Annotated in this window: 21 protein-coding genes; 4 read left to right on the top strand and 17 right to left on the bottom strand. The window is 59.2% G+C overall.

Annotated elements, in window-relative coordinates:
• The first annotated feature begins 55 nt into the window (after positions 1 to 55).
• The 3 genes from BLU28_RS16910 to BLU28_RS16920 all read left to right on the top strand — a co-directional run bounded on the left by BLU28_RS16910 (position 56) and on the right by BLU28_RS16920 (position 3,122).
• Positions 56 to 364, top strand: a complete 309-nt coding sequence (locus BLU28_RS16910) for a DUF3572 domain-containing protein (RefSeq protein ID WP_077987072.1) — start codon at positions 56 to 58, stop codon at positions 362 to 364.
• 69 nt (positions 365 to 433) lie between these two features.
• Positions 434 to 1,717 carry a DNA polymerase IV gene (locus BLU28_RS16915; protein ID WP_022556042.1) on the top strand — a complete coding sequence of 428 codons (1,284 nt, stop codon included), beginning with the start codon at positions 434 to 436 and terminating at the stop codon, positions 1,715 to 1,717.
• A gap of 166 nt (positions 1,718 to 1,883) precedes the next feature.
• The gene (locus tag BLU28_RS16920) at positions 1,884 to 3,122 is read left to right on the top strand and encodes a L,D-transpeptidase family protein (protein WP_077987071.1); all 1,239 of its coding nucleotides are present in this window, start codon (positions 1,884 to 1,886) and stop codon (positions 3,120 to 3,122) included.
• 23 nt (positions 3,123 to 3,145) lie between these two features.
• Here the strand turns inward: BLU28_RS16920 and dnaE are convergent, their stop codons facing one another.
• Positions 3,146 to 6,646 carry a DNA polymerase III subunit alpha gene (gene dnaE, locus BLU28_RS16925; protein WP_077987070.1) on the bottom strand — a complete coding sequence of 1,167 codons (3,501 nt, stop codon included), beginning with the start codon at positions 6,644 to 6,646 and terminating at the stop codon, positions 3,146 to 3,148.
• Between the two features lie 72 nt (positions 6,647 to 6,718).
• On the opposite strand from dnaE, the gene BLU28_RS26000 reads away from it, so the two are divergent.
• On the top strand, positions 6,719 to 7,021 hold the full coding sequence (locus BLU28_RS26000; protein ID WP_131258784.1) for a hypothetical protein: 303 nt from the start codon (positions 6,719 to 6,721) through the stop codon (positions 7,019 to 7,021).
• Between the two features lie 117 nt (positions 7,022 to 7,138).
• On the opposite strand, the gene BLU28_RS16930 is transcribed toward BLU28_RS26000, so the two are convergent.
• The 16 genes from BLU28_RS16930 to BLU28_RS17005 all read right to left on the bottom strand — a co-directional run bounded on the left by BLU28_RS16930 (position 7,139) and on the right by BLU28_RS17005 (position 26,777).
• Positions 7,139 to 7,822: an ABC transporter ATP-binding protein gene (locus BLU28_RS16930; RefSeq protein WP_004441345.1), complete on the bottom strand. Its 684-nt coding sequence runs from the start codon at positions 7,820 to 7,822 to the stop codon at positions 7,139 to 7,141.
• Positions 7,823 to 7,837: 15 nt separating this feature from the next.
• On the bottom strand, positions 7,838 to 9,145 hold the full coding sequence (locus BLU28_RS16935; RefSeq protein ID WP_077987069.1) for a lipoprotein-releasing ABC transporter permease subunit: 1,308 nt from the start codon (positions 9,143 to 9,145) through the stop codon (positions 7,838 to 7,840).
• 123 nt (positions 9,146 to 9,268) lie between these two features.
• Positions 9,269 to 10,591 carry a proline--tRNA ligase gene (gene proS, locus BLU28_RS16940; protein WP_006697999.1) on the bottom strand — a complete coding sequence of 441 codons (1,323 nt, stop codon included), beginning with the start codon at positions 10,589 to 10,591 and terminating at the stop codon, positions 9,269 to 9,271.
• Between the two features lie 659 nt (positions 10,592 to 11,250).
• Positions 11,251 to 11,556 (bottom strand): DUF1467 family protein, encoded by a 306-nt coding sequence (locus BLU28_RS16945; RefSeq protein WP_006697998.1) that lies wholly within the window; start codon positions 11,554 to 11,556, stop codon positions 11,251 to 11,253.
• Between the two features lie 276 nt (positions 11,557 to 11,832).
• Positions 11,833 to 13,500 carry a ribonuclease J gene (locus tag BLU28_RS16950; protein ID WP_077987068.1) on the bottom strand — a complete coding sequence of 556 codons (1,668 nt, stop codon included), beginning with the start codon at positions 13,498 to 13,500 and terminating at the stop codon, positions 11,833 to 11,835.
• Positions 13,501 to 13,702: 202 nt separating this feature from the next.
• Complete coding sequence (locus tag BLU28_RS16955) at positions 13,703 to 14,443, bottom strand: biotin--[acetyl-CoA-carboxylase] ligase (RefSeq protein ID WP_167378180.1); 741 nt, start codon at positions 14,441 to 14,443, stop codon at positions 13,703 to 13,705.
• Positions 14,444 to 14,469: 26 nt separating this feature from the next.
• Positions 14,470 to 15,912: an NADH-quinone oxidoreductase subunit NuoN gene (gene nuoN / locus BLU28_RS16960; RefSeq protein ID WP_022556035.1), complete on the bottom strand. Its 1,443-nt coding sequence runs from the start codon at positions 15,910 to 15,912 to the stop codon at positions 14,470 to 14,472.
• Positions 15,913 to 15,930: 18 nt separating this feature from the next.
• Positions 15,931 to 17,442 (bottom strand): NADH-quinone oxidoreductase subunit M, encoded by a 1,512-nt coding sequence (locus tag BLU28_RS16965; RefSeq protein WP_004441333.1) that lies wholly within the window; start codon positions 17,440 to 17,442, stop codon positions 15,931 to 15,933.
• The gene (nuoL, locus tag BLU28_RS16970) at positions 17,442 to 19,439 is read right to left on the bottom strand and encodes an NADH-quinone oxidoreductase subunit L (protein WP_004441331.1); all 1,998 of its coding nucleotides are present in this window, start codon (positions 19,437 to 19,439) and stop codon (positions 17,442 to 17,444) included. Before nuoL ends, BLU28_RS16965 begins: the two co-directional genes overlap by 1 nt.
• 7 nt (positions 19,440 to 19,446) lie before the next feature.
• Positions 19,447 to 19,755, bottom strand: coding sequence for an NADH-quinone oxidoreductase subunit NuoK (gene nuoK, locus BLU28_RS16975; protein ID WP_003521516.1), 309 nt, complete (start codon positions 19,753 to 19,755; stop codon positions 19,447 to 19,449).
• A 28-nt stretch (positions 19,756 to 19,783) separates the two neighbouring features.
• Positions 19,784 to 20,398 carry an NADH-quinone oxidoreductase subunit J gene (locus tag BLU28_RS16980; protein ID WP_077987066.1) on the bottom strand — a complete coding sequence of 205 codons (615 nt, stop codon included), beginning with the start codon at positions 20,396 to 20,398 and terminating at the stop codon, positions 19,784 to 19,786.
• 136 nt (positions 20,399 to 20,534) lie between these two features.
• A complete protein-coding gene (nuoI, locus tag BLU28_RS16985) occupies positions 20,535 to 21,026 on the bottom strand; it encodes an NADH-quinone oxidoreductase subunit NuoI (RefSeq protein ID WP_004441327.1) in 492 nt (163 codons plus the stop codon).
• 36 nt (positions 21,027 to 21,062) lie between these two features.
• On the bottom strand, positions 21,063 to 22,109 hold the full coding sequence (gene nuoH, locus BLU28_RS16990; RefSeq protein WP_004441324.1) for an NADH-quinone oxidoreductase subunit NuoH: 1,047 nt from the start codon (positions 22,107 to 22,109) through the stop codon (positions 21,063 to 21,065).
• A 12-nt stretch (positions 22,110 to 22,121) separates the two neighbouring features.
• On the bottom strand, positions 22,122 to 24,203 hold the full coding sequence (nuoG, locus tag BLU28_RS16995) for an NADH-quinone oxidoreductase subunit NuoG (RefSeq protein ID WP_004441323.1): 2,082 nt from the start codon (positions 24,201 to 24,203) through the stop codon (positions 22,122 to 22,124).
• A gap of 149 nt (positions 24,204 to 24,352) precedes the next feature.
• Positions 24,353 to 25,657, bottom strand: a complete 1,305-nt coding sequence (gene nuoF / locus BLU28_RS17000) for an NADH-quinone oxidoreductase subunit NuoF (protein ID WP_004441321.1) — start codon at positions 25,655 to 25,657, stop codon at positions 24,353 to 24,355.
• A gap of 10 nt (positions 25,658 to 25,667) precedes the next feature.
• Positions 25,668 to 26,777, bottom strand: a complete 1,110-nt coding sequence (locus tag BLU28_RS17005) for an NADH-quinone oxidoreductase subunit E (RefSeq protein ID WP_077987065.1) — start codon at positions 26,775 to 26,777, stop codon at positions 25,668 to 25,670.

The raw sequence follows: 26,777 nt of genomic DNA on the forward strand, positions 1-26,777 counted from the left end.
TTGTTGCGCAAGGCTAGAGGGATTTGGTTTCAAAATAGGTAACTTCAGGTGAGAAATGCTGCGCGATACAAAAAACAAAGGCAATCCCAGCCAGGATCCGCAAGAAACGGCGGCCGCCATACTTGGCTGGCTGGCAAACGAGCCGGAAATGCTGGGACGCTTTCTGGCGTTGAGCGGATTACAGGCCAATATGCTGCGCCAGGCCGTCAGTGATCCAGGTTTTCTGGCGGGACTCACCGATTTCCTGATGAGCCACGAACCCGATCTCATGGCGTTCTGCGCCGCGACTGACACTTCGCCCGAAACGGTGGCTGCGGCCTGGCACCACTTTTCCGGACCCGGGCTGGATTCGGGTGTGTATTAAGGGAAGAGCCCTTGAGCCGTTGTTACAACCGGAGTATGGTCGGCGACGTTCTGGTTTTGTTTTCGGCCCATGTCCACGTCGCATCCTTATGATCCCGGTTTTTGCCGCGACTGTCTGGTCGGCCAGCCAGAGGGGCTGAGACGTTGCCGTGCCTGCGGGAGCCCGCGGCTTGTCTATCACGCCGAACTCTACGGTCTGAGCATCGCCCATATCGATTGCGATGCCTTTTATGCCTCCGTTGAAAAGCGGGATAATCCGGAACTGGCCGATAAACCTGTCATCATTGGCGGCGGCAAGCGCGGGGTGGTTTCCACGGCCTGTTATATTGCCCGTATTCAGGGCGTGCGCTCCGCTATGCCCATGTTCAAGGCGCTTGAAGCCTGTCCCGACGCCGTGGTCATCAAACCTGACATGGAGAAATACAGTCGTGTCGGGCGCGAAATCAGGGCGATGATGCAGGAGTTGACGCCGCTGGTGCAGCCGCTTTCCATAGACGAGGCGTTTCTCGATCTTTCAGGCACCGAGAAGCTGCATCACGATCCACCGGCGCGCGTGCTGGCGAAATTTGTCCGGCGCGTGGAAAAGGAAGTGGGGGTGACGGTTTCAGCCGGGCTTTCCTACTGTAAATTTCTCGCCAAGGTCGCGTCCGACCTGCAAAAGCCCCGCGGCTTTTCCGTGATTGGCGAAGCGGAAGCGCTGTCGTTTCTTGCGGCGCGGCCGGTCACGACCATCTGGGGCGTGGGCAAGGCCTTCGCGGCGACGCTGGAGGCCGACGGCATCCGCATGATCGCACAGCTGCAGGAGATGCAGGAAAGCGAGCTGATGCGCCGTTATGGCGTGATGGGCCAACGGCTCTTCCGGCTGTCGCGCGGCATTGACGAGCGGCATGTGCACAATAACGACCCTGCCAAAAGCGTCTCATCCGAAACCACCTTCTTCAACGATATTTCCCGCCATGAGGACCTTGTGCCGATCCTGCGGTCGCTCTCGGAAAAAGTCGCCTGGAGGCTTAAGAAAAATGGCATTGCCGGCCATACGGTTGTCTTGAAAATGAAGACGGCCGACTTCAGGATTCGCACCCGTAATCGCAAGCTGGACGACCCCACGCAGCTTGCCGACCGAATTTTCCGCACCGGCCTCTCATTGCTCGAAAAGGAAACCGACGGCACGAAATTTCGCCTCCTCGGCATCGGCGTCAGCGATCTGCGCGATGCCGGCCTTGCCGATCCTCCCGATCTCGTCGACAGACAGGCGGGGCGCCGGGCCGCGGCGGAAGCGGCAATGGACAAGCTGCGCGACAAGTTCGGCAAGGGCAGCGTCGAGACCGGCTATACGTTTGGCTCGCGGAAATAACCGAACCCGTTAAGCCCTTCGGCCGACATATCGGCGCATCGATCTCCCGAACTATTTATTTTAGATTTTACACAAATTAGTGATAGCGCGGCAGCGCCGCCCTTAAACTTCATTAAACTTAGCGTGGTTGAGTGAGGGAAGTTTTGTGCATGTGGTGTATTGCGTCATGTCCCTTCGCCTCCGTCTTATGGCCGGCATGCTGTCGGCCAGCATTCTCGCCTTTCCGGCACTCGCCGCTAACAGCAGGTCCCTGCAGATACTTGTATCGAAAAGTGACCAGTCGCTCGCGCTTTATGAAAATGGTGAAATCATCGCCACCTCCAAAGTCTCGACCGGCAAGGCCGGGCATGAGACACCGAGCGGCATATTCTCCATTCTAGAGAAGCGGAAATACCACGAGTCGAATATCTATTCGGCCGCCCCCATGCCGTTCATGCAGCGACTGACCTGGTCCGGCATCGCGCTGCACGAGGGCAAGGTGCCGAACTATCCGGCTTCCCACGGCTGTGTGCGCCTGCCTTCCAAATTCGCAAAGTCCCTCTTCGGTGATACGCGTACCGGGGTGCATGTCATCATCACCGCCCGCCCGGTCTCGCTGCGCTTTGTGCAACATCCGGCGCTGTTTTCGCCGCGTGACGACGCAGATGACGGCAAGCTGCTTCTGTCGGATGTAGAGTTGCGGCCCGCGAGCTTCGATGCGGCTCTGGGCGCGGTCGAGGTCGCCGTCAATGAAAAAACCCAGGCCATCAAATCGACGGCGAAGGCGAGAGAGCCTTCACCGCTGCGCATTCTCATCACAAGGCGTGGCGAGCGGGAAAGGGTAATGGATATTCAGACCGTGCTCACCCGTCTCGGCTTCGATGCCGGTTCGGCCGACGGTTATGCCGGGGAGATGACGATCAGCGCCATCAACGGTTTCAAGCGGTGGAAGGGGTTAAAAACGTCAGGGCCCCTTCTGACCGACGCTTTCGTGGCGGCGCTTTATGCCTCCGCCGGTGAGGACCACCCACCAACCGGGCAGATCATGGTGCGGCAGGACTTCAAGCCGCTTTTTGAGGCCGCCATCGACATCAAGGACCCGGAAGTCGCGCTCGGAACCCATTTTTTCGAGGCGGTGTCCGTGGATCGCGCTGCCGGAACCGCCGAATGGAACGGCGTAACGCTCGACAATCATCTGCCAGCCGCTGCCCGCAAGCGGCTCGGCATCACCGTTACCGAAGCGCCCGGCGGTTTCGACCAGTTGAGTGCCGTGCTCAGCCGTCTCGACATTCCGCAGGATATACGCGCCCGGATTGAGCAGGAACTCTCAAGCGGAAGCTCCATCACCGTTTCCGACCTCAGTCACCAGATGGAGACAGGAACGGGAACGGACTTCATCACCGTGACGAAGGAAGGGCCGGTCTGAGCGAGGCGCGAAGGCGCTGCGCCTCACACCAGCTCTACATCAACGACACCGGGGGCTGACCGAAGAGCAGCGGCTATTTCGGGCGAAATACGGTATTTCTCCGTCAGCTCGACCTCGATCTCGCGGCTCCCCTCATCCTTGATAACGATGAAATAGACCGAGCCGTCACCCCTGGTGTTGAGGTGGCGGGCAACCGTTTTCAGCGGGCCGGAATCACGCACATAAACGCGCAGTGCCTTCTGCATCTGCACGGATTTTTCTTCCAGCGACTGCGCCGTCTGGATGCGCAGACCGATACCTTCAGGGCGCTCTTCCGCCTGCACCGTGATCACCAACGACTTGCCGACCTCAAGCAGGTCGCGGTACTGGCCGAGACCTTCGGAAAACAACACCGCCTCATATTGCCCTGAAGCATCCGAGAAGGTGACGATACCCATCTTGTTGCCGGTGCGCGTCTTTCGCTCCTGTTTGCCGGTAACGGTGCCGGCAAGACGCCCGGCAGTCGCTCCCTGTTTCACAGCAGCGGAAAAATCGGCGAAATTCTGCACGCGCAATTTTTCCAGTACGGGGCGATAGGTATCCAGCGGGTGGGCCGTGAGGTAGAAACCGAGAACCTGATATTCGCGCAGCAGCTTTTCCGAGGCAAGCCAGGGCTGGAAGGCAGGAAGCACCAGCTTTTCCGGGCCATTGCCGCCGCCCGAGCCGAACATGTCCGACTGGCCGATGGTGCGGTTGTTCTGCGCCATCTGGGCATAACCGATGATACGGTCCAGCCCGCCGATCAACTCTGCGCGGTCGCGGCCGAAACAATCGAAAGCACCGGCATTGATGAGACTCTCGAGCACACGACGGTTAATCTGTTTGGGGTCGATGCGCAGGCAGAAATCCTCGAGGCTCGTGAACGGCTTGTCGCCGCGGATCGCCACGATATGTTCGACCGCTCCTTCGCCAACACCCTTGATGGCAGCCAACGAATAATAAATGCGGTTCTCGCCCGTTTCGAACTGGCGGAACGAGGTCTGGACGGACGGTGCTACGATTTCGATGCCGAGACGACCGGCGTCCTGACGGAAATCGTTGAGCTTTTCCGTATTGGCCATATCGAGCGTCATGGAGGCCGCCAGGAACTCCACCGGATAATGCGCCTTCATATAGGCCGTCTGGTAGGAGACAATCGCGTAGGCTGCGGCATGGCTCTTGTTGAAGCCGTAATTGGCGAATTTTGCGAGGAGATCGAAGATGGTGTCGGCCTGCGGTTTCGAGACACCGTTCTTGATGGCGCCATCAACGAAGCGCTCGCGCTGCTTGTCCATTTCCTCCTTGATCTTCTTACCCATGGCTCGGCGCAGAAGATCGGCTTCGCCAAGCGAATAACCCGACAGAACCTGGGCGATCTGCATCACCTGTTCCTGATAAACGATAACGCCCTGTGTTTCCTTCAGCAGATGGTCGATGGCCGGGTGGATCGATTCCAGCTCTTCTTCGCCATGTTTGCGGGCGTTATAAACGGGGATGTTCTCCATCGGGCCGGGACGATATAGCGCCACCAGAGCGATAATGTCCTCAATGCAGTCCGGCCGCATGCCGATCAGCGCCTTGCGCATGCCGGCACTTTCCACCTGGAACACGCCGATGGTCTCACCGCGCGACAGCATTTCATACGTCTTGGCGTCATCGAGCGGGATGGCGGCGAGATCGACCTTGATGCCGCGCTTGGCGACAAAATCGACGGCCACCTTCAGCACCGTCAGCGTTTTCAGGCCAAGAAAGTCGAATTTGACGAGGCCGGCGCTTTCAACCCACTTCATGTTGAACTGGGTGACCGGCATATCGGACCGCGGATCGCGATACATCGGCACCAGCTTCGACAGCGGCCGGTCGCCGATGACGATACCGGCAGCATGGGTTGAGGCGTGGCGATAAAGCCCCTCGATCTTCTGGGCGATATCCAGCAGGCGCGCGACAACAGGCTCCCTGTCCGCTTCTTCCTGCAGGCGCGGCTCCTCCTCGATCGCCTTCGAAAGCGGCGTCGGGTTGGCCGGGTTGTTGGGCACCAGCTTGCAGATCTTGTCCACCTGCCCGTAGGGCATTTCCAGCACGCGGCCGACGTCGCGCAGGGCCGCGCGCGCCTGGAGCGAACCGAAGGTGATGATCTGCGCAACCTGCTCGCGGCCGTATTTGGCCTGAACGTAGCGGATCACTTCTTCACGACGATCCTGGCAGAAATCGATGTCGAAGTCGGGCATCGACACGCGTTCAGGATTAAGGAAGCGTTCGAACAGCAGTGAGAAACGCAGCGGATCGACATCGGTAATCGTCAGCGCGTAAGCGACGAGCGAACCCGCGCCCGAACCACGGCCCGGTCCGACCGGGATATCGTGCTGCTTGGCCCATTTGATGAAGTCGGCAACGATCAGGAAATAACCGGGGAACTTCATGCGCGAGATGACGCCGAGCTCGAAATCGAGCCGCTCGCGATAATCCTGTTCCGTATAACCTGGCGCCATACCGAGCGCGGCAAGGCGCTGATCCAGCCCCTCCACCGCCTGACGTCGAAGCTCTTCCGCTTCGGCGCGTTCCGCCGCCTCAGGATCATCGCTGGCGCCGGTGAAACGTGGCAGGATAGGCCCGCGCTTCTTCAGCACATAAGAGCAGCGCAACGCAATCTCGACGGTATTGTCCAGCGCCTCCGGCAGGTCTGCAAACAACGCCGTCATTTCTTCTCGACTTTTGAGGTAATGGTCGGGCGTCAGGCGAAAGCGGCTGTCGTCCGAAACAATGGCATTATGCGCCACCGCCATCAGCGCGTCATGCGCTTCGTAGTCGGCCTTTGACGGGAAGAACGCCTCGTTTGTGGCAACCAGCGGAATATCATGGTCATAAGCGAGGCCGATCATACGCCGCTCATGCGAACGGTCATACCCGGACTGACGCTGCAATTCGATATAAAGCCGGTCACCGAAGAGTGACTTCAGTGTCAGCAGCCGTTCCTTCGCCTGGGCGGCATGACCTTCCCTCAAGGCCATATCCACCGGGCCGCCGGAAGCGCCGGTCAGCGCGATCAGGCCCGCATTTGAGTCCTCTTCCAGCCATGCGCGGGTAATGTGCACGGAATGGCCACTGCCCTCGCCCTCAAGATAGGCACGGCTCACAAGATCCACCAGCCGCTCATACCCTTCGGCATCGGCGGCGAGAAGAACGATAGCGGGAAGTTTCTGAAGGTGGCTGTTGTGGTTGCGGCGATCCTCCGCCGCATCCTGCATGTCGATCGACAGCTGGCAGCCGATGATGGGCTGCAAACCCTCATCCCGCGCCTTCTCGGAAAACTCCAGCGCAACGAAAAGGTTGTTGGTATCTGTAATGGCAATGGCCGGCTGGCCGTCTGAAACGGCCTTGGACATGATTTTCTTGAGGGGCAGAGCCCCTTCAAGCAGGGAGTAAGCGGAATGAACCCGAAGATGAACGAAACCCGGGGTGTTCAGGTTTTCGTCAGAGGTTTCTGCCCGCACAACCGTATCGCCCATATCATCATCCTGTCATTCTGAATCACGGGGGCGATTTTCCGATTTCCGGCGCTTGATGTCCACCGCTTTGCGATGTCCATACAGGCTTCTGCGCCGGTATCTTCTTCACAGCGCGGTGAGGATTACCGAAAAGCTGGCAACGAAGACAGCAATGGAGGTGAAAGCGGCAACGTCACGGATGAAATCAGTCATTGGTCTCTCCTTACTCGTTATGTTCCAACTTTGTTCTTATTTCGTTCGATTGTCAACAGGGTTCTGCTGATGTTCTCCTTGCCAACGTGGCAGAATCGCTTTCGGTTCCCGCTTCCAAAACCGCAAGCCGCTGACTCCAAAGCGAAAAACCCGGAAGAAAAATCCTCCGGGTTCAAAAAATGAAACTTGGAAAATCCATGCTCGCGGCAGCCAAGCGGCTAGCCTCCGTCAAGGTCGCATCCGATCCCTCGCCTCACCCGCTGTTCGGCGTCGGTGGAAGGCGGGACAGGCTCGGTCACGTCAAAAATCGACGATCTTGCCCTCGGCGAGCGTTACGCGGCGATCCATCCGGCCGGCGAGCTCGTGGTTATGCGTCGCGATCAGTGCTGCGAGGCCGGACTGGCGAACCAGCGCCTCCAGTGCGTCGAAGACATAAGAGGCGGTCTCCGGATCGAGATTGCCAGTCGGCTCGTCCGCCAGCAGCAGGAGCGGTGCATTGGCGACGGCGCGGGCAATGGCGACGCGCTGCTGTTCCCCCCCGGAGAGCTCGGCCGGACGGTGTTCGCCACGATGCCCCACCCGCATGTAATCCAGAAGCGCGCTCGCGCGTTTACGCGCCTCCGCCTGTGACAGGCCGGCGATGAGCTGCGGCATCATCACGTTCTCAACTGCCGAAAACTCGGGCAGCAGATGGTGGAACTGATAAACGAAGCCGATGTCGCTGCGGCGGATCGCCGTGCGCGTCTCATCCGGCAGGCCGTTGCAGGGCGCATCGTTGATATAGACTTCGCCGGCGTCTGGATGTTCGAGAAGCCCGGCGAGATGCAACAGGGTGGATTTGCCGGTACCGGAGGGGGCAACCAGCGCCACCATCTCACCGCTCTTCAACTGGAAATCCGCCTTGCGCAGAATGGAAAGCGACGTCTCGCCCTGACCATAGGTTCTCTCGACGCCGGTAAGCCGCAGCACTGTTTTTTTTGCCATATTGCGAAGCGGTCCTTATTCGTAACGCAGGGCCTGCACCGGATCGAGCTTGGAAGCACGCCAGGCCGGGAAGATCGTTGCCAGGAAAGAGAGCGTCAGGGCCATGATGACGACGGTGATGGTTTCACCAATATCCATTTCGGCCGGAAGCTGGCTGAGGAAATAGAGCTGCGGATCAAACAGCACCGTGCCCGAAATCCACGAGAAGAACTGGCGGATGGATTCGACATTGAGGCAGACGATGACGCCAAGCGCCACTCCAGCGAAGGTGCCGACCGTGCCGATCGCCGCGCCGGTCATGAAAAAGATGCGCATGACGGCACCTGAGCTTGCGCCCATGGTGCGCAGAATGGCGATATCGCTGCCCTTGTCCTTTACCAGCATGATCAGGCCGGAAATGATGTTGAGCGCCGCCACAAGAACGATGAGGGTCAGGATCATGAACATCACGTTCCGCTCCACCTGCAGCGCGGAAAAGAAGGTCTGGTTCCGCTGCCGCCAGTCGGTGATGTAGACCTGCCGTTCCGCCGCCTGCTCCACCAGCGGACGGATGCCATCGACGTCATCCGGGCGGCTGACATAAAGCTCGATGGACTGCACGACGCCGTCAGCGTTGAAATAGAGCTGCGCCTCGGAGAGCGGCATGTAGATCATCGAGGCGTCATATTCGGACATGCCGATTTCGAAGACACCGGAAATCTTGTAGGATTTCACGCGAGGATTGACACCCATCGGGGTCACATCACCTTCCGGCGATATGAGGGTAATATCGTCACCCGCAGTAACACCCAATTGCGCAGCGAGCCTGGAGCCGACGAGGACGCCGTCTCCGGCCATGAAGCCAACGAGGTCGCCCGTCTTGATGTTGGTGGCGACTTCCTTGACCTTGTCGATGTCTTCCTGGCGCACGCCGCGCACCAGCGCGCCGGAGCCCGCGCCACCGCGGCCGGAGGCAAGCGTCTGGCCTTCCACCAGCGGCAAGGCCATGGTAACGCCGGGGACGGCGGCGAACTTCTTCGCCAGCTCATCGTAATTATTCAAGGGCTGGTCGATCGGCTGAACGATCATGTGGCCGTTGATGCCAAGAATGCGGGAGATCAGTTCCGTGCGGAAACCGTTCATGACGGCCATGACGATGATGAGCGTCGCCACGCCCAGCATAATGCCGACAAAGGAAAAACCGGCAATGACGGAAATGAAGGCTTCCTTGCGCCGTGAGCGCAGGTAACGCCAGGCCACCATACGTTCAAAAGCGGAAAACGGCCGGGCGGTCTTTGCCCCGGCGGAAACAGCCGCACCCTTTTCAGCTTCGGCTTGTGCCATGTCGTCTCCCTGATCTCAAACTGCAAGGCCGGTCTTTTCCGAAAACCGGCCCATATTTCTGCGGCATCCACGCCACGAAACGAGAGTGGACTTCGGGTGAAGCCGCCCCAATTCCGCTCGCGCTTAACCGAGCACCCTGTTCATCGCCGCCTCGATCGTCACGGTTTCCCGCTCGCCGGTCTTGCGCTCCTTGACCTCGACCTCGCCATTCGCGACGGAGCGCGGACCGACGATGATCTGCAGCGGCACGCCAATTAGATCGGCAGTGGCGAATTTCTGGCCTGCACGGTCGTCCGTATCGTCGTAGAGAACATCCTTGCCGGCGTTGGAGAGCGAATAATACAGCTTTTCGCAAGCAGCATCGCAGGCCGCGTCTCCAGCCTTCATGTTGATGATCACGACGTCGAAAGGAGCGACCGAAGCCGGCCAGATGATTCCGTTCTCGTCATGCGATGCTTCAATGATGGCGGGAACAAGGCGTGTCGGGCCGATGCCATAGGAACCCATGTGGACAGGATGTTCCTTGCCATCCTTGCCCTGCACTTTCGCGCCCATCGGTTCGGAATATTTGGTGCCGAAATAGAAAATGTGGCCGACTTCGATGCCGCGTGCCGAAAGGCGCTCGCCCTCGGGAATGGCGTCATAGGCGGCCTCGTCATGCATCTCGGAGGTGGCGGCGTAATCGGCTGTCCATTCGTCAAACACGCCCTGCAACGCTGCAACATCATCGAAATCGGTGTTTTCGGCGGGAATGGCGCGGTCCAGGAAGCTCTTGTGGCAGAAGACTTCGGATTCGCCGGTATCAGCGAGAATGATGAATTCATGGCTGTGGTTGCCGCCGATCGGACCTGTATCGGCACGCATGGGAATAGCGCGAAGGCCGAGACGTTCGAACGTGCGCAGGTAAGCCACGAACATCTTGTTATAGGAATGGATCGCATCTTCCTTGGTCAGGTCAAAGGAATAGGCGTCCTTCATCAGGAATTCGCGCGAGCGCATCGTGCCGAAGCGGGGACGCACCTCGTCGCGGAACTTCAACTGAATATGATAGAGGTTCAGCGGCAGGTTCTTGTAGGACTTCACATAGGAACGGAAGATGTCGGTGATCATCTCCTCATTGGTGGGGCCGTAGAGCATCTGACGATCCTGGCGGTCCTTGATGCGCAGCATCTCCTTGCCGTAGTCGTCGTAACGGCCGCTTTCCTGCCAGAGTTCCGCGGACTGCAGGGTCGGCATCAGAAGCTCGATGGCGCCGGAGCGGTTCTGCTCCTCGCGGATAATCTTGTTGACCTTGTCCAGCACACGCTTGCCCAGCGGCAGCCAGGAATAAATGCCAGCCGACTGCTGCCGGATCATGCCGGCGCGCAGCATGAGACGGTGAGAAACGATTTCCGCTTCCTTGGGGTTTTCCTTCAGGATGGGCATGAAATAACGGCTGAGACGCATGACGGCTTCCATTGATGCGGACGATAGCGCGCGAAGCTGCGGGAATCGCCCCGAATAGAGGGATATTGGCGCCGGATATAGCCGTTTCCGGGGCGGATGAAAACCCGCCATGAAAAGAGCGTTTAATGGGCATTTCGTTGTATTTTCGCGATAGCTAATTCGCGTCAAAACGCTTTGGCCGAAATATTATTCTGGATAGGGTGCGACAAAATGCACCACAGGGAATTTTTTGCCGACTGTAACAAATATGCAAAAAATGAGATGACAAGGCTGGGGGTTTGAGCTAGCTTTAGCTTACAAAAGAGGCAGGAAGTTTAAATTCTTGTCATTTTCGCGGTCAGTCTTGGGAGGATCAGATCTTAGGCGCGCTCGTTCGCAGCCCCGGTAACGGTTACAGATCACGCGAAAACTGGAAAACAAGGCTGAAAGGCCTTGTTTTTTTTTGCCCTGGCAAATTGCCCCGCTCGCTTCGTCATTCCGCAGAGCTCCGCGATGAATTGAGATCAGCAAGCTCCTGCTGTTTGCACGATAGATATGACATCCATATGACAGTGTTTGGCCGGATTGATGGCAGACTGCCCGATGCTTAGGCAGTTCCGGGGTTCGTTCTCGGGCCGACCCGTCAAGACGCGACTGGGGCGGATACCGCCCCGCTGTCTTTAGTCGAAAACGGGAATAATTCTCGGCAGATCATCAAGGCTGACACCGAACCACCAGGTTCCGCCATACCATAGGCCACAGATCAAAGCCGAGATCAGGGTCGTCCACAAAACTATCCGCCCGCCCTTGAAGCGGGAGGGTGCGCTGGCGACCGTGCCCAGTGCGACATCTCCGTCTTCATCCTGGGTGCGCAGGCCAATCGGCAACACGATGAAAAGCACCGTCCACCAGACGATGAAATAAACGGCGAAGGCCGAAAGAAGCGGCATGTGATCCTCCTGCGCAATGGGCTTCTTGTAACGCATTCATCTGCGAACCGGAATCAATTCTCGGCAAGAAGCGCAAAAAGCCTTGGGAGGACAACCAGAACCGCGCTTTGAGCAGGTGCCATCAGGGCGCTGACGAAGGCGGACGACCTCTCCTCCGTCATGCCGGACTAGATCCGGCATCCAGCCACGGCGCGTCTGCGCCGTGAGTCGAGTCTTTGCGCGATCAAGGACTTGATCGCACTGGACCCCGGATCTAGTCCGAGGTGACGGAGTGCGGATGATACTATCGCCCGAAAGCTCCTGCCTCCCGGCTCAGACCTTGGTTACGAAAACCGTCACGATCGGCTTCTTGCCCCAGCTCTGGTTGGCGGCGGCGCGTACGGCACGGCGCACGGCTTCACGCAGCAGTTCCAGATCCTTGCGGCGGGCGCGCGGAATGCTCTCGACGGCGCCGAGCACGGCGTCATAAAGCGTGTCCTCCATCGCCTCATCTTCATCATCGAATTCCGGCAGGCCGAAAGGCACGACATCGGGATCGCCGAGGAAGTCGTAACGGCTGTCCAGCACGACATTGACGGCGACGTGGCCGGCGAAGGAGAGCTTGCGGCGATTGCTGATGCCCATCTCGTCCATGTCACCGACGAGATTGCCGTCCTTGAAGACGCGGCCATGCGGCACGTCATCGATTACTTCCGCCGGGCCGGGTGCAAGGCGCAGAACGTTGCCGTTGCGCACCTTCGGCACCTGCGAAATGCCGGCCTGTTCGGCCAGTTCCTTCTGCGCCACCAGATGCGCCGCCTCGCCGTGCACAGGCACGACGATCTGCGGCTTCGTCCATTCATACATCTTCAGAAGCTCGTTACGGCGCGGATGGCCGGAGACGTGAACGAGCGCCTCATTGTCGGTGACGATGTGGACGCCCTGTTCGATCAGGCCGTTCTTGATATCGATGATCGCCTTTTCGTTGCCTGGGATGGCGCGTGACGAAAAGACGACCGTATCGCCGGAGGCGAGCGCCACATTACGCATCTCATCACGGGAAAGCTTGGCGAGTGCTGCGCGCGGTTCCCCCTGCGAACCCGTCAGGATCAGCACCACACGATCACGCGGAATATAACCGAATTCATCTTCAGCGAGGAACGGCTTGATGCCTTCCATAATGCCGAGGTCCTGCGACACGTTGACGACACGCTTCAGCGACGAGCCGAGCAGCAGCACTTCACGACCGGCAGCCTCAGCCGCCTGCGCGATCGAGCGGATACGCCCGACATTGGAGGAGAAGGTGGTAACGGCCACGCGGCCTTCGGCATTTTCGATGATCTGGCGCAGACCTTCCGAAACCTCATGCTCGGAAGGCGATACACCATCACGCACGGAGTTCGTGCTGTCGCACATCAGCGCCAGCACGCCCTCTTCACCGATGGCGCGGAAGCGGGCTTCATCCGTCAACGGCCCAAGTGAAGGCGCCTCATCGATTTTCCAGTCACCGGTATGGATGACATTACCGAGCGGTGTGCGGATGACCAGCGACATCGGTTCGGGGATGGAGTGATTGACGCCAACCGCTTCGATTTCGAAGGGGCCAACATTGATGCGGTCACCCGCCTTGAACGGTGTGATCGGAATTTCCGCGCGGGTGCCCTCATAAGCGCGCTTCGCCTCCAGCATGCCGGCGGTGAAGGCAGACGCATAGACCGGCACGTTGAGGCCGGGCCAGAGATCGTTCAGCGCACCATAGTGGTCTTCATGCGCGTGAGTGATGATGATGCCCTTGAGGTTCTTTTTCTGCGCCTCGATATAGCTGATATCGGGCAGCACGAGATCGACACCAGGCAGATCGAGACCGGCAAAGGTCACGCCGCAATCCACCATGATCCACTGGCGCTTGCTCGCCGGCCCGTAGCCGTAAAGCGCCAGATTCATGCCAATTTCACCCACGCCGCCAAGCGGCACAAAAACCAGTTCGTCCTGTTGAGCCATTGTTTTTCTTATCCATTCAAAAAAGCGCGCAGGACGGCATCACGCCGCGCCATGCCGCTGCTATCAGCATCGGACCTGTTGAACCATCTGATCGACCGGGCCGATGCGGAGCCGGTTTGTCACCCTGCATTTCATGAGCTGCAGGAAAGCTCCAACCTATGGGATCCGGTTCGGCGCGGGTTTTTTACCCGCACCGTGCACCTCATCCGAAAAACACATCGCCAGCGGCAATGGAGCGTCTTGCGCCCTCGTCCTCATCCAGCAGCAGATAACCATTATCATCAATTCCGACAAAACGCCCGCCGATCGAACGATCCGGAAAATTGACGGTGATATGTTCGCCAATGCCGCAGGCCGCTGCCCGCCAGCTGGCGATGATGGCGGATACGCCCCTGCCCTCATCCCATTCGCGCAGAACCTCGGCCGTTTCACGGAAGAGATGGGCAAACAGTTCCTCGGGCGAGCAAGACGCACCATGTTCCGACAGCATCGTAACGGGATAAAGCGGATTATCAGGTTTATGGGCGATATTGATACCAATGCCGATGACGATGGCGCGCCGGCCGTCAGGCAAAAGCTCGGCTTCCATCAGAATGCCGCAGGTCTTGCGGCGGCCGATCAGCACGTCATTTGGCCATTTGATCTCAAGAGCCTCACCACCCGGCGGCAAAACCGCGCGAATGGCGCGATAGACCGCGAGCGCAAAAGCGAGCGGCAGGGAGCCGATGCGCTCAATCGGCGCGGGATCGATCAGAAGAAGGGAAGCGTAGAGATTGCCGGGCTCTGACACCCAGGCCCGGCCACGGCGGCCCCGGCCGCCGGTCTGTCGGATGGCGGTAACCCACAGGTTGCCGCCATCGCCCGCCCGCGCCCGGGCGAAACATTCCAGATTGGTCGATGGCGTTTCCGCCATCGCCTCGTGCCTGATATCGTCGATGGACATCCGGCCCGTATTCCTTCGTGTACTGCTCAAAAGAAGGTCTTCGCCGCAGCAGTGACCGCGTTGCCAAGTGCACCGCCGAAGACGATGAAAGCGACGGTGAAGAAGGCCGACAGCGCATAAACCACTTTGAGTTCGCCCGACGGACGCTCGAACTTGTCCTTGGCTTCATCAAACCACATGACCTTGACGACGCGGATGTAATAATAAGCGCCGACAACCGAACCGATCACACCGATGATGGCGAGCGGATAAAGCTTCGCTTCGATGGCGGCCAGGAACACGTAGTACTTGCCGAAGAAGCCGGCGAGCGGCGGAATGCCGGCAAGCGAGAACATCAGGATCGTCAGCACAACCGCCATGAAGGGATTGGAAGACGAAAGACCGGCGAGATCTTCGACATTCTCGACATTGCCGATTTCCTTGCGGCGCATGGCGAGGATGCAGGCGAAGGTGCCAAGCGTCATGACCATGTAGACGGCCATGTAAAGGATAACGCCAGCAACACCAGCCTGCGTGCCAGCAGCAAGGCCGACCAGCGCATAACCCATGTGACCGATGGAGGAATAGGCCATCAGGCGCTTGATGTTCTTCTGGCCGATTGCGGCGAAGGAACCGAGCAGCATGGACGCGATGGAGATGAAGACGACGATCTGCTGCCAGTCGGCAAAGACCGGCTGGAAGGCCTCGATGACGATGCGGACGAGGATCGCCATGGCGCCGATCTTCGGTGCTGCCGAGAGGAAGGCCGTGACCGGGGTCGGCGCGCCTTCATAAACGTCCGGCGTCCACATGTGGAACGGAACGGCGGAAATCTTGAATGCCAGACCGGCCAGCACGAAGACCAGACCGAAAACGAGACCGAGCGAACGGGTTTCCGAGGCCAGAACCTGGGCGATTTCGGTAAAGCCGGTATTGCCGGTGAAGCCGTAAACCAGCGACATGCCGTAAAGCAGCATGCCGGAAGACAGCGCACCTAGAACGAAGTATTTCAGACCCGCTTCCGTAGAGCGCAGGCTCTCGCGGTTGATGGCGCAGACGACGTAGAGCGCCAGCGACTGCAGTTCCAGTGCCATGTAGAGCGAGATCAGGTTATTGGCCGAGATCATCAGCAGGATGCCGAGCGTCGCGAGAACCAGCAGCACCGGATATTCGAAACGGCCGATCGGTTCGAAGCGGCCCTGGCCAACGGCCAGGATCATGGCGGTGATGGAGCCGATCAGCGCCAGCACCTTCATGAAATTACCGAAGGCATCGGCGATGTAGACACCGCCGAAAGCCACACCCGATGCGGGGGCAAAGATGATCCAGAGACCGACGACGAGCAGGAGGGCAACGGCAAGGCCGGTGACCGTCGTTGTCGACTTGTCGCCCGAGAAGACGCCAATCATGAGCAGCGCCAGCGCGCCGATCGCGAGGATCAGCTCGGGCGTCGCAATGTGCAGACTGGCAAAAAGGATTTCAGCGGTCATGTCCAACGGGTCCTGTCGTCAATTCATAGTGAGCGCAACATTTTGCGCCGCCTGCAATGCAGCCGTATAGTTGTTTACCAGAAGATCGACCGATGCGGCTGTCGCATCGAACACCGGAGCCGGATAGACGCCGAAGAAGATGGTCAGCACTACCAGCGGATAAAGGATGACCTTTTCGCGGGTCGAGAGATCGAGCAGGCTCTTCAGGCTTTCCTTCTCCAGCGCACCGAAGATCACGCGGCGATAAAGCCACAGCGCATAGGCGGCCGAGAGAATGACACCGGTGGCGGCAAACAGTGCAACCAGCGTGTTGGCGCGGAAGACACCGACCAGCGTCAGGAATTCACCGATGAAGCCGGATGTGCCGGGCAGACCTACATTGGCCATGGTGAAGATCATGAAGGCGACCGCATATTTCGGCATGTTGTTGACGAGACCGCCATAGGCCGCGATTTCGCGGGTATGCAGACGGTCGTAAACAACGCCGACGCAGAGGAAGAGCGCGCCCGAGACGATACCGTGCGACAGCATCTGGAAGATCGCGCCCTGCACGCCCTGAACGTTGGCGGCGAAGATACCCATGGTGACGTAACCCATGTGGGCAACAGACGAGTAGGCAATCAGCTTCTTGATGTCGTCCTGCATCATCGCCACCAGCGAGGTGTAGATGATGGCGAGAACCGACAGCGTAAAGACGAAAGGTGCGAAATAGTCCGACGCCAGTGGGAACATCGACAGCGAGAAGCGGATGAAACCGTAACCGCCGAGCTTCAGCATGACGCCAGCCAGAATGACCGAACCTGCGGTCGGGGCCTGAACGTGGGCATCCGGCAGCCAGGTGTGCACCGGCCACATCGGCATCTTGACCGAGAAGGCGGCAAAACAGGCGAGCCACAGCCAGGTCTGCATGCCGGCCGGGAAGCCGTACTTCAGCAGTTCCGTCATATCGGTCGTGCCGGCCTGCCAGTACATGGCCATGATCGCGAGCATGGTAAGGACCGAGCCGAGCAGCGTGTAGAGGAAGAACTTGTAGGAGGCGTAAACGCGATCCTTGCCGCCCCACACGCCGATGATGATGAACATCGGGATCAGCGTCGCTTCGAAGAAGACGTAGAAGAGAACGGTATCCAGCGCCACGAAGACGCCGATCATGACAACTTCCAGCAGCAGGAAGGCGATCATGTATTCCTTGATGCGCTTCTCGACCGAATCCCAGCTTGCCAGCACGCAGAAAGGCATGAGGAAAGTGGTGAGGATAACGAAGAGCATGGAGATGCCATCGACGCCGAGATGATAGGCGGCGATGTTGCCGAACCATTCATGCTTCTCGACCATCTGGAAGCCGGGGTTCGAATTGTCGAAACCGATCCAGATGAACAGCGACACGATAAAAGTGAAAACGGTCGTCAGCAGCGAGACATTGAGAATGTTGCGGCGACCATAGGGGCCGTTCTCATTCGTCAGAAGCAGGAGCACCACGCCGACGAGCGGCAGAAAGGTGACCGTTGAAAGAATGGGCCAATCGGTCATCAGAGGGCACTCCCGAGCATCATCCAGGTGACAAGCGCCGCGATGCCGATCAGCATCGCAAAGGCATAATGATAGAGGTAACCGGATTGCAGGCGGACCATGCGGTTGGTCACGTCAACCACACGCGCTGCAATGCCGTTGGGTCCATAGTGGTCGATGACGGCGACGTCGCCCTTCTTCCACAGGAAGCGGCCGAGCGCCTTCGCGGAACGAACGAAGAGGAAGTCATAGAGTTCGTCGAAATACCACTTGTTGAGAAGGAACTGGTAGAGGCCACGATGGGTCTCGGCCAGACGCTTCGGCGTCTCAGGCGACTTGATGTACATGTACCAGGCGGTCACGAAACCAAGCGCCATGGCGAAGAACGGGCTCCACTTCACCCACAGCGGAACATGGTGGAACTCTTCGAGGATCTCGTTTTCCGGGAGCGTGAAGAGAGCGCCCTTCCAGAATTCGGCATATTCGTGGCCGAAGAAGTAACCTTCGAAGGCAACGCCGGCGAAGATCGCGCCAACGGTGAGGATGAAGAGCGGGATCAGCATGACCATCGGCGATTCATGCACATGGTGCATGACGTCGGCAGAAGCGCGCGGCTTGCCGAAGAAGGTCATGAAGGCCAGACGCCAGGAATAGAAGCTGGTGAACAGCGCGGCGATGACCAGCAGCGTGAAGGCGAAACCGGACAGAACCGAATGCGAGGCATAAGCGGATTCGATGATGACGTCCTTCGAGAAGAAGCCGGCAAAACCGATCATCGTTCCCGGGATACCAACGCCGGTCAGCGCCAGCGTGCCGACAGTCATGGTCCAGAAGGTGATGGGGATGTGCTTGCGCAGACCGCCCATGTAACGCATGTCCTGCTCGCCATCGACGGCGTGGATCACAGAGCCGGCGCACAAGAACAGCAGGGCCTTGAAGAAGGCGTGCGTGAAGAGGTGGAACACGGCAGCGCCGTAAGCACCGACGCCAAGCGCCACGAACATGTAACCGAGCTGCGAGCAGGTCGAATAGGCGATAACGCGCTTGATGTCGTTCTGCACCAGACCGACGGTCGCCGCGAAGAAGGCGGTGATCGCGCCGATCAGCGTCACGACGGTCAAGGCATCATGCGAGAGTTCAAACAGCGGCGACATGCGGGCGACGAGGAAGACACCGGCGGTGACCATGGTTGCGGCATGAATAAGCGCCGAAACCGGGGTTGGGCCTTCCATCGCGTCCGGCAGCCAGGTGTGCAGCAGGAACTGCGCCGACTTACCCATGGCGCCCATGAAGAGCAGCAGGCAGACGCCCGTCATCGCATTGGCCTTGTCCAGCTGCATGCCGAACAGGTTGATGACGGTTTCGGTCGAGGCAGCGCCCTCAGCCGGCAGATAAGTGCCGGCGGCAGCAAAGATGGTTTCGAAGTTGATCGAGCCGAACAGCACGAAGACGCCGGAGATGCCGAGGATGAAGCCGAAGTCACCGACGCGGTTGACGATGAAGGCCTTCATCGCGGCAGCCGATGCGGACGGCTTCTTGAACCAGAAGCCGATCAGCAGATAGGACGCCAGACCCACGCCTTCCCAGCCGAAGAACATCTGCAGCAGGTTGTCGGAAGTCACCAGCATCAGCATGGCGAAGGTGAAAAGCGAGAGATAGGCGAAGAAGCGCGGGCGATGCGGATCGTGGTGCATGTATCCGATCGAATAGAGGTGCACCAGCGTCGAGACGGTGTTGACCACGACGAACATGACGGCCGTCAGCGTGTCGATGCGGAACGCCCATTCGACGTCGATACCGCCCGACTGGATCCAGCGCAGCACGGTGACCTTGATCACCTCGCCCGGCTCGCCATGGGCGAGTGCGACGTTGAAGAACACGATCCAGGACAGGATTGCAACCACGATCATCAGACCGGTGGTGACATATTCCGATGCCTTGGCGCCGATGGAGCGGCCGAAGAGGCCCGCAATCAGGAAGCCGATCAGTGGAAGAAAGACGATAGCCTTGTAGATCATAGCCTTATCAGCCCTTCATCATATTGACGTCTTCCACGGCGATCGATCCGCGGTTGCGGTAGAAGACAACGAGTATTGCAAGACCGATCGCCGCTTCAGCGGCTGCAACGGTCAGAATGAACAGGGCGAAGACCTGGCCGACGATATCGTTCAGGAATGCCGAGAAGGCCACCATGTTGATGTTGACCGCGAGCAAAATGAGTTCGATCGACATCAGGATGACGATGACGTTCTTCCGGTTGAGGAAGATGCCGAAGACGCCGATCGTGAAGAGGATCGCGCTGACCGTCAGGTAGTGGGAAAGACCGATTTCCATATTCTGTTTCCTTGGATCCGTTCGCGCCTCAGATGCCCTGGCCCGGCTTGACCTTGATCGTGGTAACCGCGGTCTTGGGGTCACGGCCGACCTGCGTGGCAATGTCCTGCCGCTTGATGTCGGTGCGATGACGCAGCGTCAGCACGATGGCGCCGATCATGGCCACCAGCAGCACGAGGCCGGCGAGCTGGAAGAAGTAGACGTAATTGGTATAAAGCACGTCACCGAGCGCGGCCGTATTGGTGCGTTCGGCAACCGGCGGGATCGGCATGGTGATGGACTTGGCCGCCTGCGGGTTGAGCACGCTGCCGCCCACGACGACGATCAGCTCAGCCGCAAGAATGACGCCGATCAGTGCGCCGACAGGCGCATATTGCAGCACGCCGGAGCGAAGCTCGGCGAAATCCACATCCAGCATCATGACGACGAACAGGAAGAGCACCGCCACGGCGCCGACATAAACCACCAGCAGGATCATGCCGAGGAATTCGGCTCCCGTCAGCAGGAACAGCGCAGCTGAGTTGAAGAAGGTCAGGATCAGAAACAGCACCGAATGAACAGGGTTCTTCGATGCGATGACCATGAACGCAGACGCCACGGCGACGAAAGCGAATATATAAAAGAATACAGCGTGCAGACCCATTTTGGTGCCTTCTTGTCCTCATCGGGAGAAATGGCCGGAAGCCCCCTCGCCCGTTTCGTCCCCGCCGGCGAAAACCGCGCAGGCATTTTACTTTTCATCGCTCTCCGGGGTTGCTCCCCGGAAAGACGGTTGCACCTTAACGGTAAGGTGCATCCAGTGCGAGGTTGCGCGCGATTTCACGCTCCCAGCGGTCGCCATTGTCGAGAAGCTTCTGCTTGTCGAAATAAAGCTCTTCGCGGGTTTCCGTCGCGAATTCGAAGTTCGGGCCCTCGACGATGGCGTCCACCGGGCAGGCTTCCTGGCAGAAGCCGCAATAGATGCACTTCACCATGTCAATATCGTAACGCACCGTGCGGCGGGTGCCGTCGTTGCGACGCGGGCCGGCTTCGATGGTGATCGCCTGAGCAGGACAGATCGCTTCACATAGCTTGCAGGCGATGCAGCGTTCTTCACCGTTCGGGTAGCGGCGCAGCGCATGTTCACCACGGAAGCGCGGCGACACCGGACCCTTCTCGAAAGGATAGTTGATCGTCGCCTTCTGCTTGAAGAAGTGACGCATGGTCAGGAAGATCGCGCCGACGAATTCCTTGAGGAACAGCGAGTTGACGGCTTGGGAGAGGCTTGCCATCTCAGTCTCCAGATCTTTGAGCGAGGAGTTCAGACATCAACCGGCCCACCCCGTCAGCTTCAATACGAATGCAACAATAACGACCATGGCGAGCGACAGCGGCAGGAACACCTTCCAGCCAAGGCGCATGAGCTGGTCATAGCGGTAACGCGGAACGAAGGCCTTCACCAGAGCGAACATGAAGAAGACCATGCAGCCCTTGATGGCGAACCAGACGATGCCCGGCACCCAGTTCAGGAACCATACATCGACGATCGGCAGCCAGCCGCCAAGGAACAGGATGGTCGTCAGGCAGCAGATCAGAACGATCGCAGCATATTCACCGAGCATGAACATCATGTACGGCGTGGAGCCATATTCCACCATGTGACCGGCAACCAGTTCCGATTCCGCTTCCGGAAGGTCGAAGGGCGGACGGTTGGTTTCGGCGAGACCCGAAATGAAGAACACGATGAACATCGGGAACAGCGACAGCCAGTGCCAGTCAAGGAACGATGCCGGCAGGCCGAGCATGGTGCCGAGGCCGGTACGCTGCGCCAGAACGATATCCGTGAGGTTCAGCGAACCAACGCAAAGCAGAACGGTGACGATGACGAGACCGATCGAGACTTCGTAGGACACCATCTGTGCCGCCGAACGCAGCGCGCCGAGGAACGGATATTTCGAGTTCGAAGCCCAGCCGCCCATGATGATGCCGTACACTTCAAGCGACGAGATCGCGAAGATGTAGAGAATGCCGACATTGATATTGGCGACGACCCAGCCTTCATTGAAGGGAATGACGGCATAGGTGGCGAGCGCCAGCGTCACGGCAACCAGCGGCGCCAGCAGGAAGACCGCCTTGTTGGCGCCGGCCGGAATGACGGGCTCCTTCAGGATGAACTTCAAGAGGTCAGCGAAGGACTGGAAAAGACCGAAGGGACCAACGACGTTCGGACCACGGCGCAGCTGTACGGCCGCCCAGACCTTGCGGTCAGCAAGCAGCAGGAAGGCGATGGCCACCAGAAGGCAAACGAGAAGCAGCAGGGACTGGCCGACCATGATCAGCGCGGGCCAGACGTAGCTCCAGAAAAACGATTCCATAATCCCCTACCCTTACTCTGCCGCAGCCTGGAAATTGTTGCGGGCCAATGCGGAGCACTCGGCCATGACGGCAGAGGCGCGCGCAATCGGGTTCGTCAAATAAAAGTCTTTTACCGGCGAAGCAAACGCCGACTTCACGAGAGAGCCGGTTTTAGCAGCCAGAGCCTCGATATCCGAAGCCTTGCCGGCAACGATCTCGTCGGTTTCCGCCAGATGCGGATGCGCGACGTAGAGCTGGCCGCGCAGGGCGGACAGCGAATCGAACGGCAGCTTCTTGCCGAGGACGTCGGACAGCGCACGCAGGATCGCCCAGTCTTCGCGGGCCTCGCCCGGTGCGAAACCGGCACGGTTGCCAAGCTGGACGCGGCCTTCGGTGTTGACCCAGATACCGGACTTCTCGGTATAGGCCGCACCCGGAAGGATGACGTCGGCGTTCATTGCACCCTGATCGCCATGGCTGCCAATATAGACGGTGAACTTCGCACCCTTATTCGACAGGTCGAGTTCATCGGCGCCGAGCAGGAAGAGAACATCCATCGAGGCGACCATGTCGGCTGCAGCAACACCGCCCTCACCAGGCACGAAGCCGATATCGAGACCACCCACGCGGGCAGCGGCAGTGTGCAGGACCGAGAAGCCATTCCACTCTTCGGTGACAGCGCCGACCGAGGTGGCGAGCTTGGCAGCAGCGGCAAGAACAGCAGCGCCATCAGCACGGGACAATGCGCCCTGACCGATGATGATCAGCGGATTCTTGGCGGACTTCAGCTTGTCAACGAAGCTGTGCGAACCATTGGCGAGATCGGACAGTGTTTCAGCGCCCGAGCCGAGATATTCGTAATTGTAACGCAGCTCACCGGCTTCACCGATCACACCGATCGGGAAACCGCCGCGACGCCAGCGCTTGCGGATGCGGGCGTTGAGGACAGCTGCTTCGTAACGCGGGTTGGAGCCAACGATCAGCAGGGCGTCCGCCTGTTCGATACCTTCGATGGTGGAATTGAACAGGTAGCTGGCGCGGCCGAGCGACGGGTCAAGCGCTGCGCCATCCTGGCGGCAATCAACATTGGCCGAGCCGAGCGAAGCGAGAAGCGACTTCAGCGCGAACATTTCTTCGACGGACGACAGATCGCCGGCAATCGCGCCGATCTTGTTGCCTGAGGTCGCAGCCACAGCCTGCTTGATCGCACCGAAGGCTTCGCCCCAGGTTGCGGGCTGCAGCCGGCCATCCTTGCGGACGTAAGGCCGGTCGAGGCGCTGAGTTTTCAGGCCATCCCAGATGAAGCGGCTCTTGTCGGAAATCCACTCTTCGTTGATGGCCTCGTTGACACGCGGCATGACACGCATGACTTCGCGGCCGCGGGTATCGACGCGGATCGCCGAACCGAGCGCATCCATCACGTCGATGGTTTCGGTCTTGTTCAGTTCCCACGGACGGGCCGTGAAGGCGAAAGGCTTGGAGGTGAGCGCGCCGACGGGGCAAAGGTCAACGACGTTGCCCTGCAGCTCCGAGGTCATCGCCTGCTCGAGATAGGTGGTGATTTCGGCATCTTCGCCACGGCCGATGAGGCCGAGTTCGGCAATGCCAGCCACTTCCGTGGTGAAACGGACGCAGCGCGTGCAGTGGATGCAGCGGTTCATGACCGTCTTGACGAGCGGTCCGATGTATTTGTCTTCAACCGCGCGCTTGTTTTCCGCATAACGCGAACCGGCGATACCGAAGGCCATGGCCTGGTCCTGCAGGTCGCATTCGCCGCCCTGGTCGCAGATCGGGCAATCCAGCGGATGGTTGATGAGCAGGAACTCCATCACGCCTTCGCGGGCCTTCTTGACCATCGGCGTGTTGGTGAAAACCTCAGGCAATTCGCCGTTCGGGCCGCCGCGAACGTCGCGCACGCCCATGGCGCAGGAAGCGGCCGGCTTCGGCGGTCCGCCCTTTACCTCGATGAGACACATGCGGCAGTTACCCGCGACCGACAAGCGCTCATGAAAACAAAAGCGCGGAACTTCGGCGCCAGCCTCCTCGCACGCCTGCAACAACGTGAAATGATCCGGAACCTCGATCTCTTTACCGTCAACCTTGAGCTTTGCCATGGTTCTACTTACGTCCTGTTGCCTGTTCGTCCCATGTCTCACACGGTCCGCAACAAATCCTTAATCACGCCCGGCACTCTTAATCATCTGCCAGGCGCTTCATGGTGTCGCGAGGCCGGAAATTCCGGCTCCGCTCGAAGCCTCAACGCTTATTCAGCGGCTTCCAGAACAGCGCCATCATCCATGGCCCTGTAGGTATATTGGTCGATACGCTTTTCGATTTCCGGACGGAAATTGCGGATCAGCGCCTGTACCGGCCATGCTGCGGCGTCGCCGAGCGCACAGATGGTGTGGCCTTCGATCTGCTTCGTCACTTCGAACAGCATGTCGATTTCGCGCTTCTGCGCATTGCCCTTGACCATGCGCTCCAGCACGCGCCACATCCAGCCCGTGCCTTCACGGCACGGCGTGCACTGGCCGCAGCTTTCGTGCTTGAAGAAGGCCGCGATGCGAGCGATCGCCTTGATGACGTCGGTGGACTTGTCCATGACGATCATGCCGCCGGTGCCGAAGGAGGATTTCACTTCGCGCATGCCGTCGAAATCCATGATGGCGTCCTTCATGTCCTCACCGCGAACGATGGGGCAGGAAGCGCCGCCGGGGATGACGCCGAGCAGATTGTCCCAGCCGCCACGAATGCCACCGCAATGGTGCTCGATCAGCTCGCGGAAGGACAGGCCCAGCGCGTCTTCGAATGTGCAGGGACGCTCAACATGGCCGGAGACCATGAACAGCTTGGTGCCGACGTTGTTGGGACGGCCGATGGACGAGAACCAGGCAGCGCCGCGGCGCAGAATGGTCGGGGCAACCGCGATCGATTCAACGTTGTTGACGGTCGTCGGGCAGCCGTAAAGACCCATATTGGCCGGGAACGGCGGCTTCAGACGCGGCTGGCCCTTTTTGCCTTCAAGGCTTTCGAGCAGTGCCGTCTCTTCGCCGCAGATATAGGCGCCCGCGCCGTGATGCACGTAGATGTCGAAATCCCAGCCATTCTTGTTGTTACCGCCGAGCAGACCGGCATCGTAACATTCGTCGATGGCCGCCTGAAGAGCCTCACGTTCGCGCATATATTCGCCGCGAACATAGATGTAAGCGGTGTGCGCGCCCATTGCGAAACCGGCGATCACGCAGCCTTCGATCAGCGTGTGCGGATCGTTGCGCAGGATTTCGCGGTCCTTGCAGGTGCCTGGCTCGGATTCATCGGCGTTAACGACGAGATAATGAGGACGGCCGTCATTTTCCTTCGGCATGAAGGACCACTTGAGACCCGTCGGGAAGCCAGCGCCGCCGCGACCGCGAAGGCCCGACGCCTTCATCTCGTTGATGATCCAGTCACGGCCCTTTTCGATGATCTGCTTGGTGCCGTCCCAGTGGCCGCGCGCCAGCACGCCTTTCAGGGATTTGTCCTTGAGGCCGTAGAGATTGGTAAAGATGCGATCCTGATCTTTTAACATGCTTCACCTCTTACCGCGGCTTCTTGCCGAAGACCCTGATATACTCGGCTTCGCCACCCTTGGCGAGCGCCTCGGCCTGCTTGACCCAGTCATCACGGCCGATACGGCCCTTGAAATTCAGATATCCATCGACCCAGTCGCATTCGGCCTGCTTCCAGCCGGCGATCTGCGCATAGGTGAAGATGCCTAGCTCGTTCAGCGTACCCTCAATCTTGGGGCCGACGCCGGAAATGAGCTTCAGATCATCAGGGGCAGCTGGCTTTTCGATGCCTGCCGGACGATCCGCGGAATCCAGCGACGGCTTTGATGCTGCCGCTTCCTTCCCGACCGCTTCCTTTTCGCCAGCCTTTGCGTTTTCAGCAGCAGCCTTGGGCTCGTTGGCCGGCGTCTTCAGCTTCGGATCGGTTTCCGGCGCATCCGTCTTCGGCTTGGCGGCGTTGGACGGCGGAACCTGTGCGGCATCCGCTGGCACTTCAGCCGGCTTGTCGAGATTGGAACGGTCAGGCTTGATCTCTTCCGTCAGGGTCGTCAGGCCGCCAACGGGCACGGACTGGTGACGGTCGATCTGGGGGCCGGTCTTGACGGTGTCGCCCTTGCCTGCCTCGAAAGCATCGATGATCTGTTCCAGACGCTCGGGCGTCAGGTCTTCATAGGCATCCTTGAAGATGATGACCATCGGCGCGTTGACGCAGGCGCCCTGACATTCCACCTCTTCCCAGGAAAGCGTGCCGCTCTCATTGGTGTGCAGCGGATCGTGATGGATCTTCTTGCGGCAGACATCCATCAGCGCTTCGGAGCCGCGCAGCATGCAGGGCGTGGTGCCGCAGACCTGAACGTGGGCACGCGTGCCGACCGGCTTCAGCTGGAACTGCGTATAGAAGGTCGCAACTTCAAGAACACGGATATAGGCCATGTCCAGCATGTCTGCGACTTTTTCGATGGCGGCGCGGGTAACCCAGCCATCCTGCTCCTGGGCACGCATAAGCAGCGGGATGACCGCTGATTGCTGGCGTCCCTCGGGATATTTCTTGATCGTCTTTTCCGCCCATGCGGTGTTTTCCGCGTTGAAGGCAAATGCCACGGGCTGGAACTGATCTTCGGCTAGTCGACGAACGGACAT

Origin of the sequence: Agrobacterium pusense, from assembly GCF_900102105.1 — a bacterium.
Taxonomy (GTDB): Bacteria; Pseudomonadota; Alphaproteobacteria; order Rhizobiales; family Rhizobiaceae; genus Agrobacterium; species Agrobacterium pusense.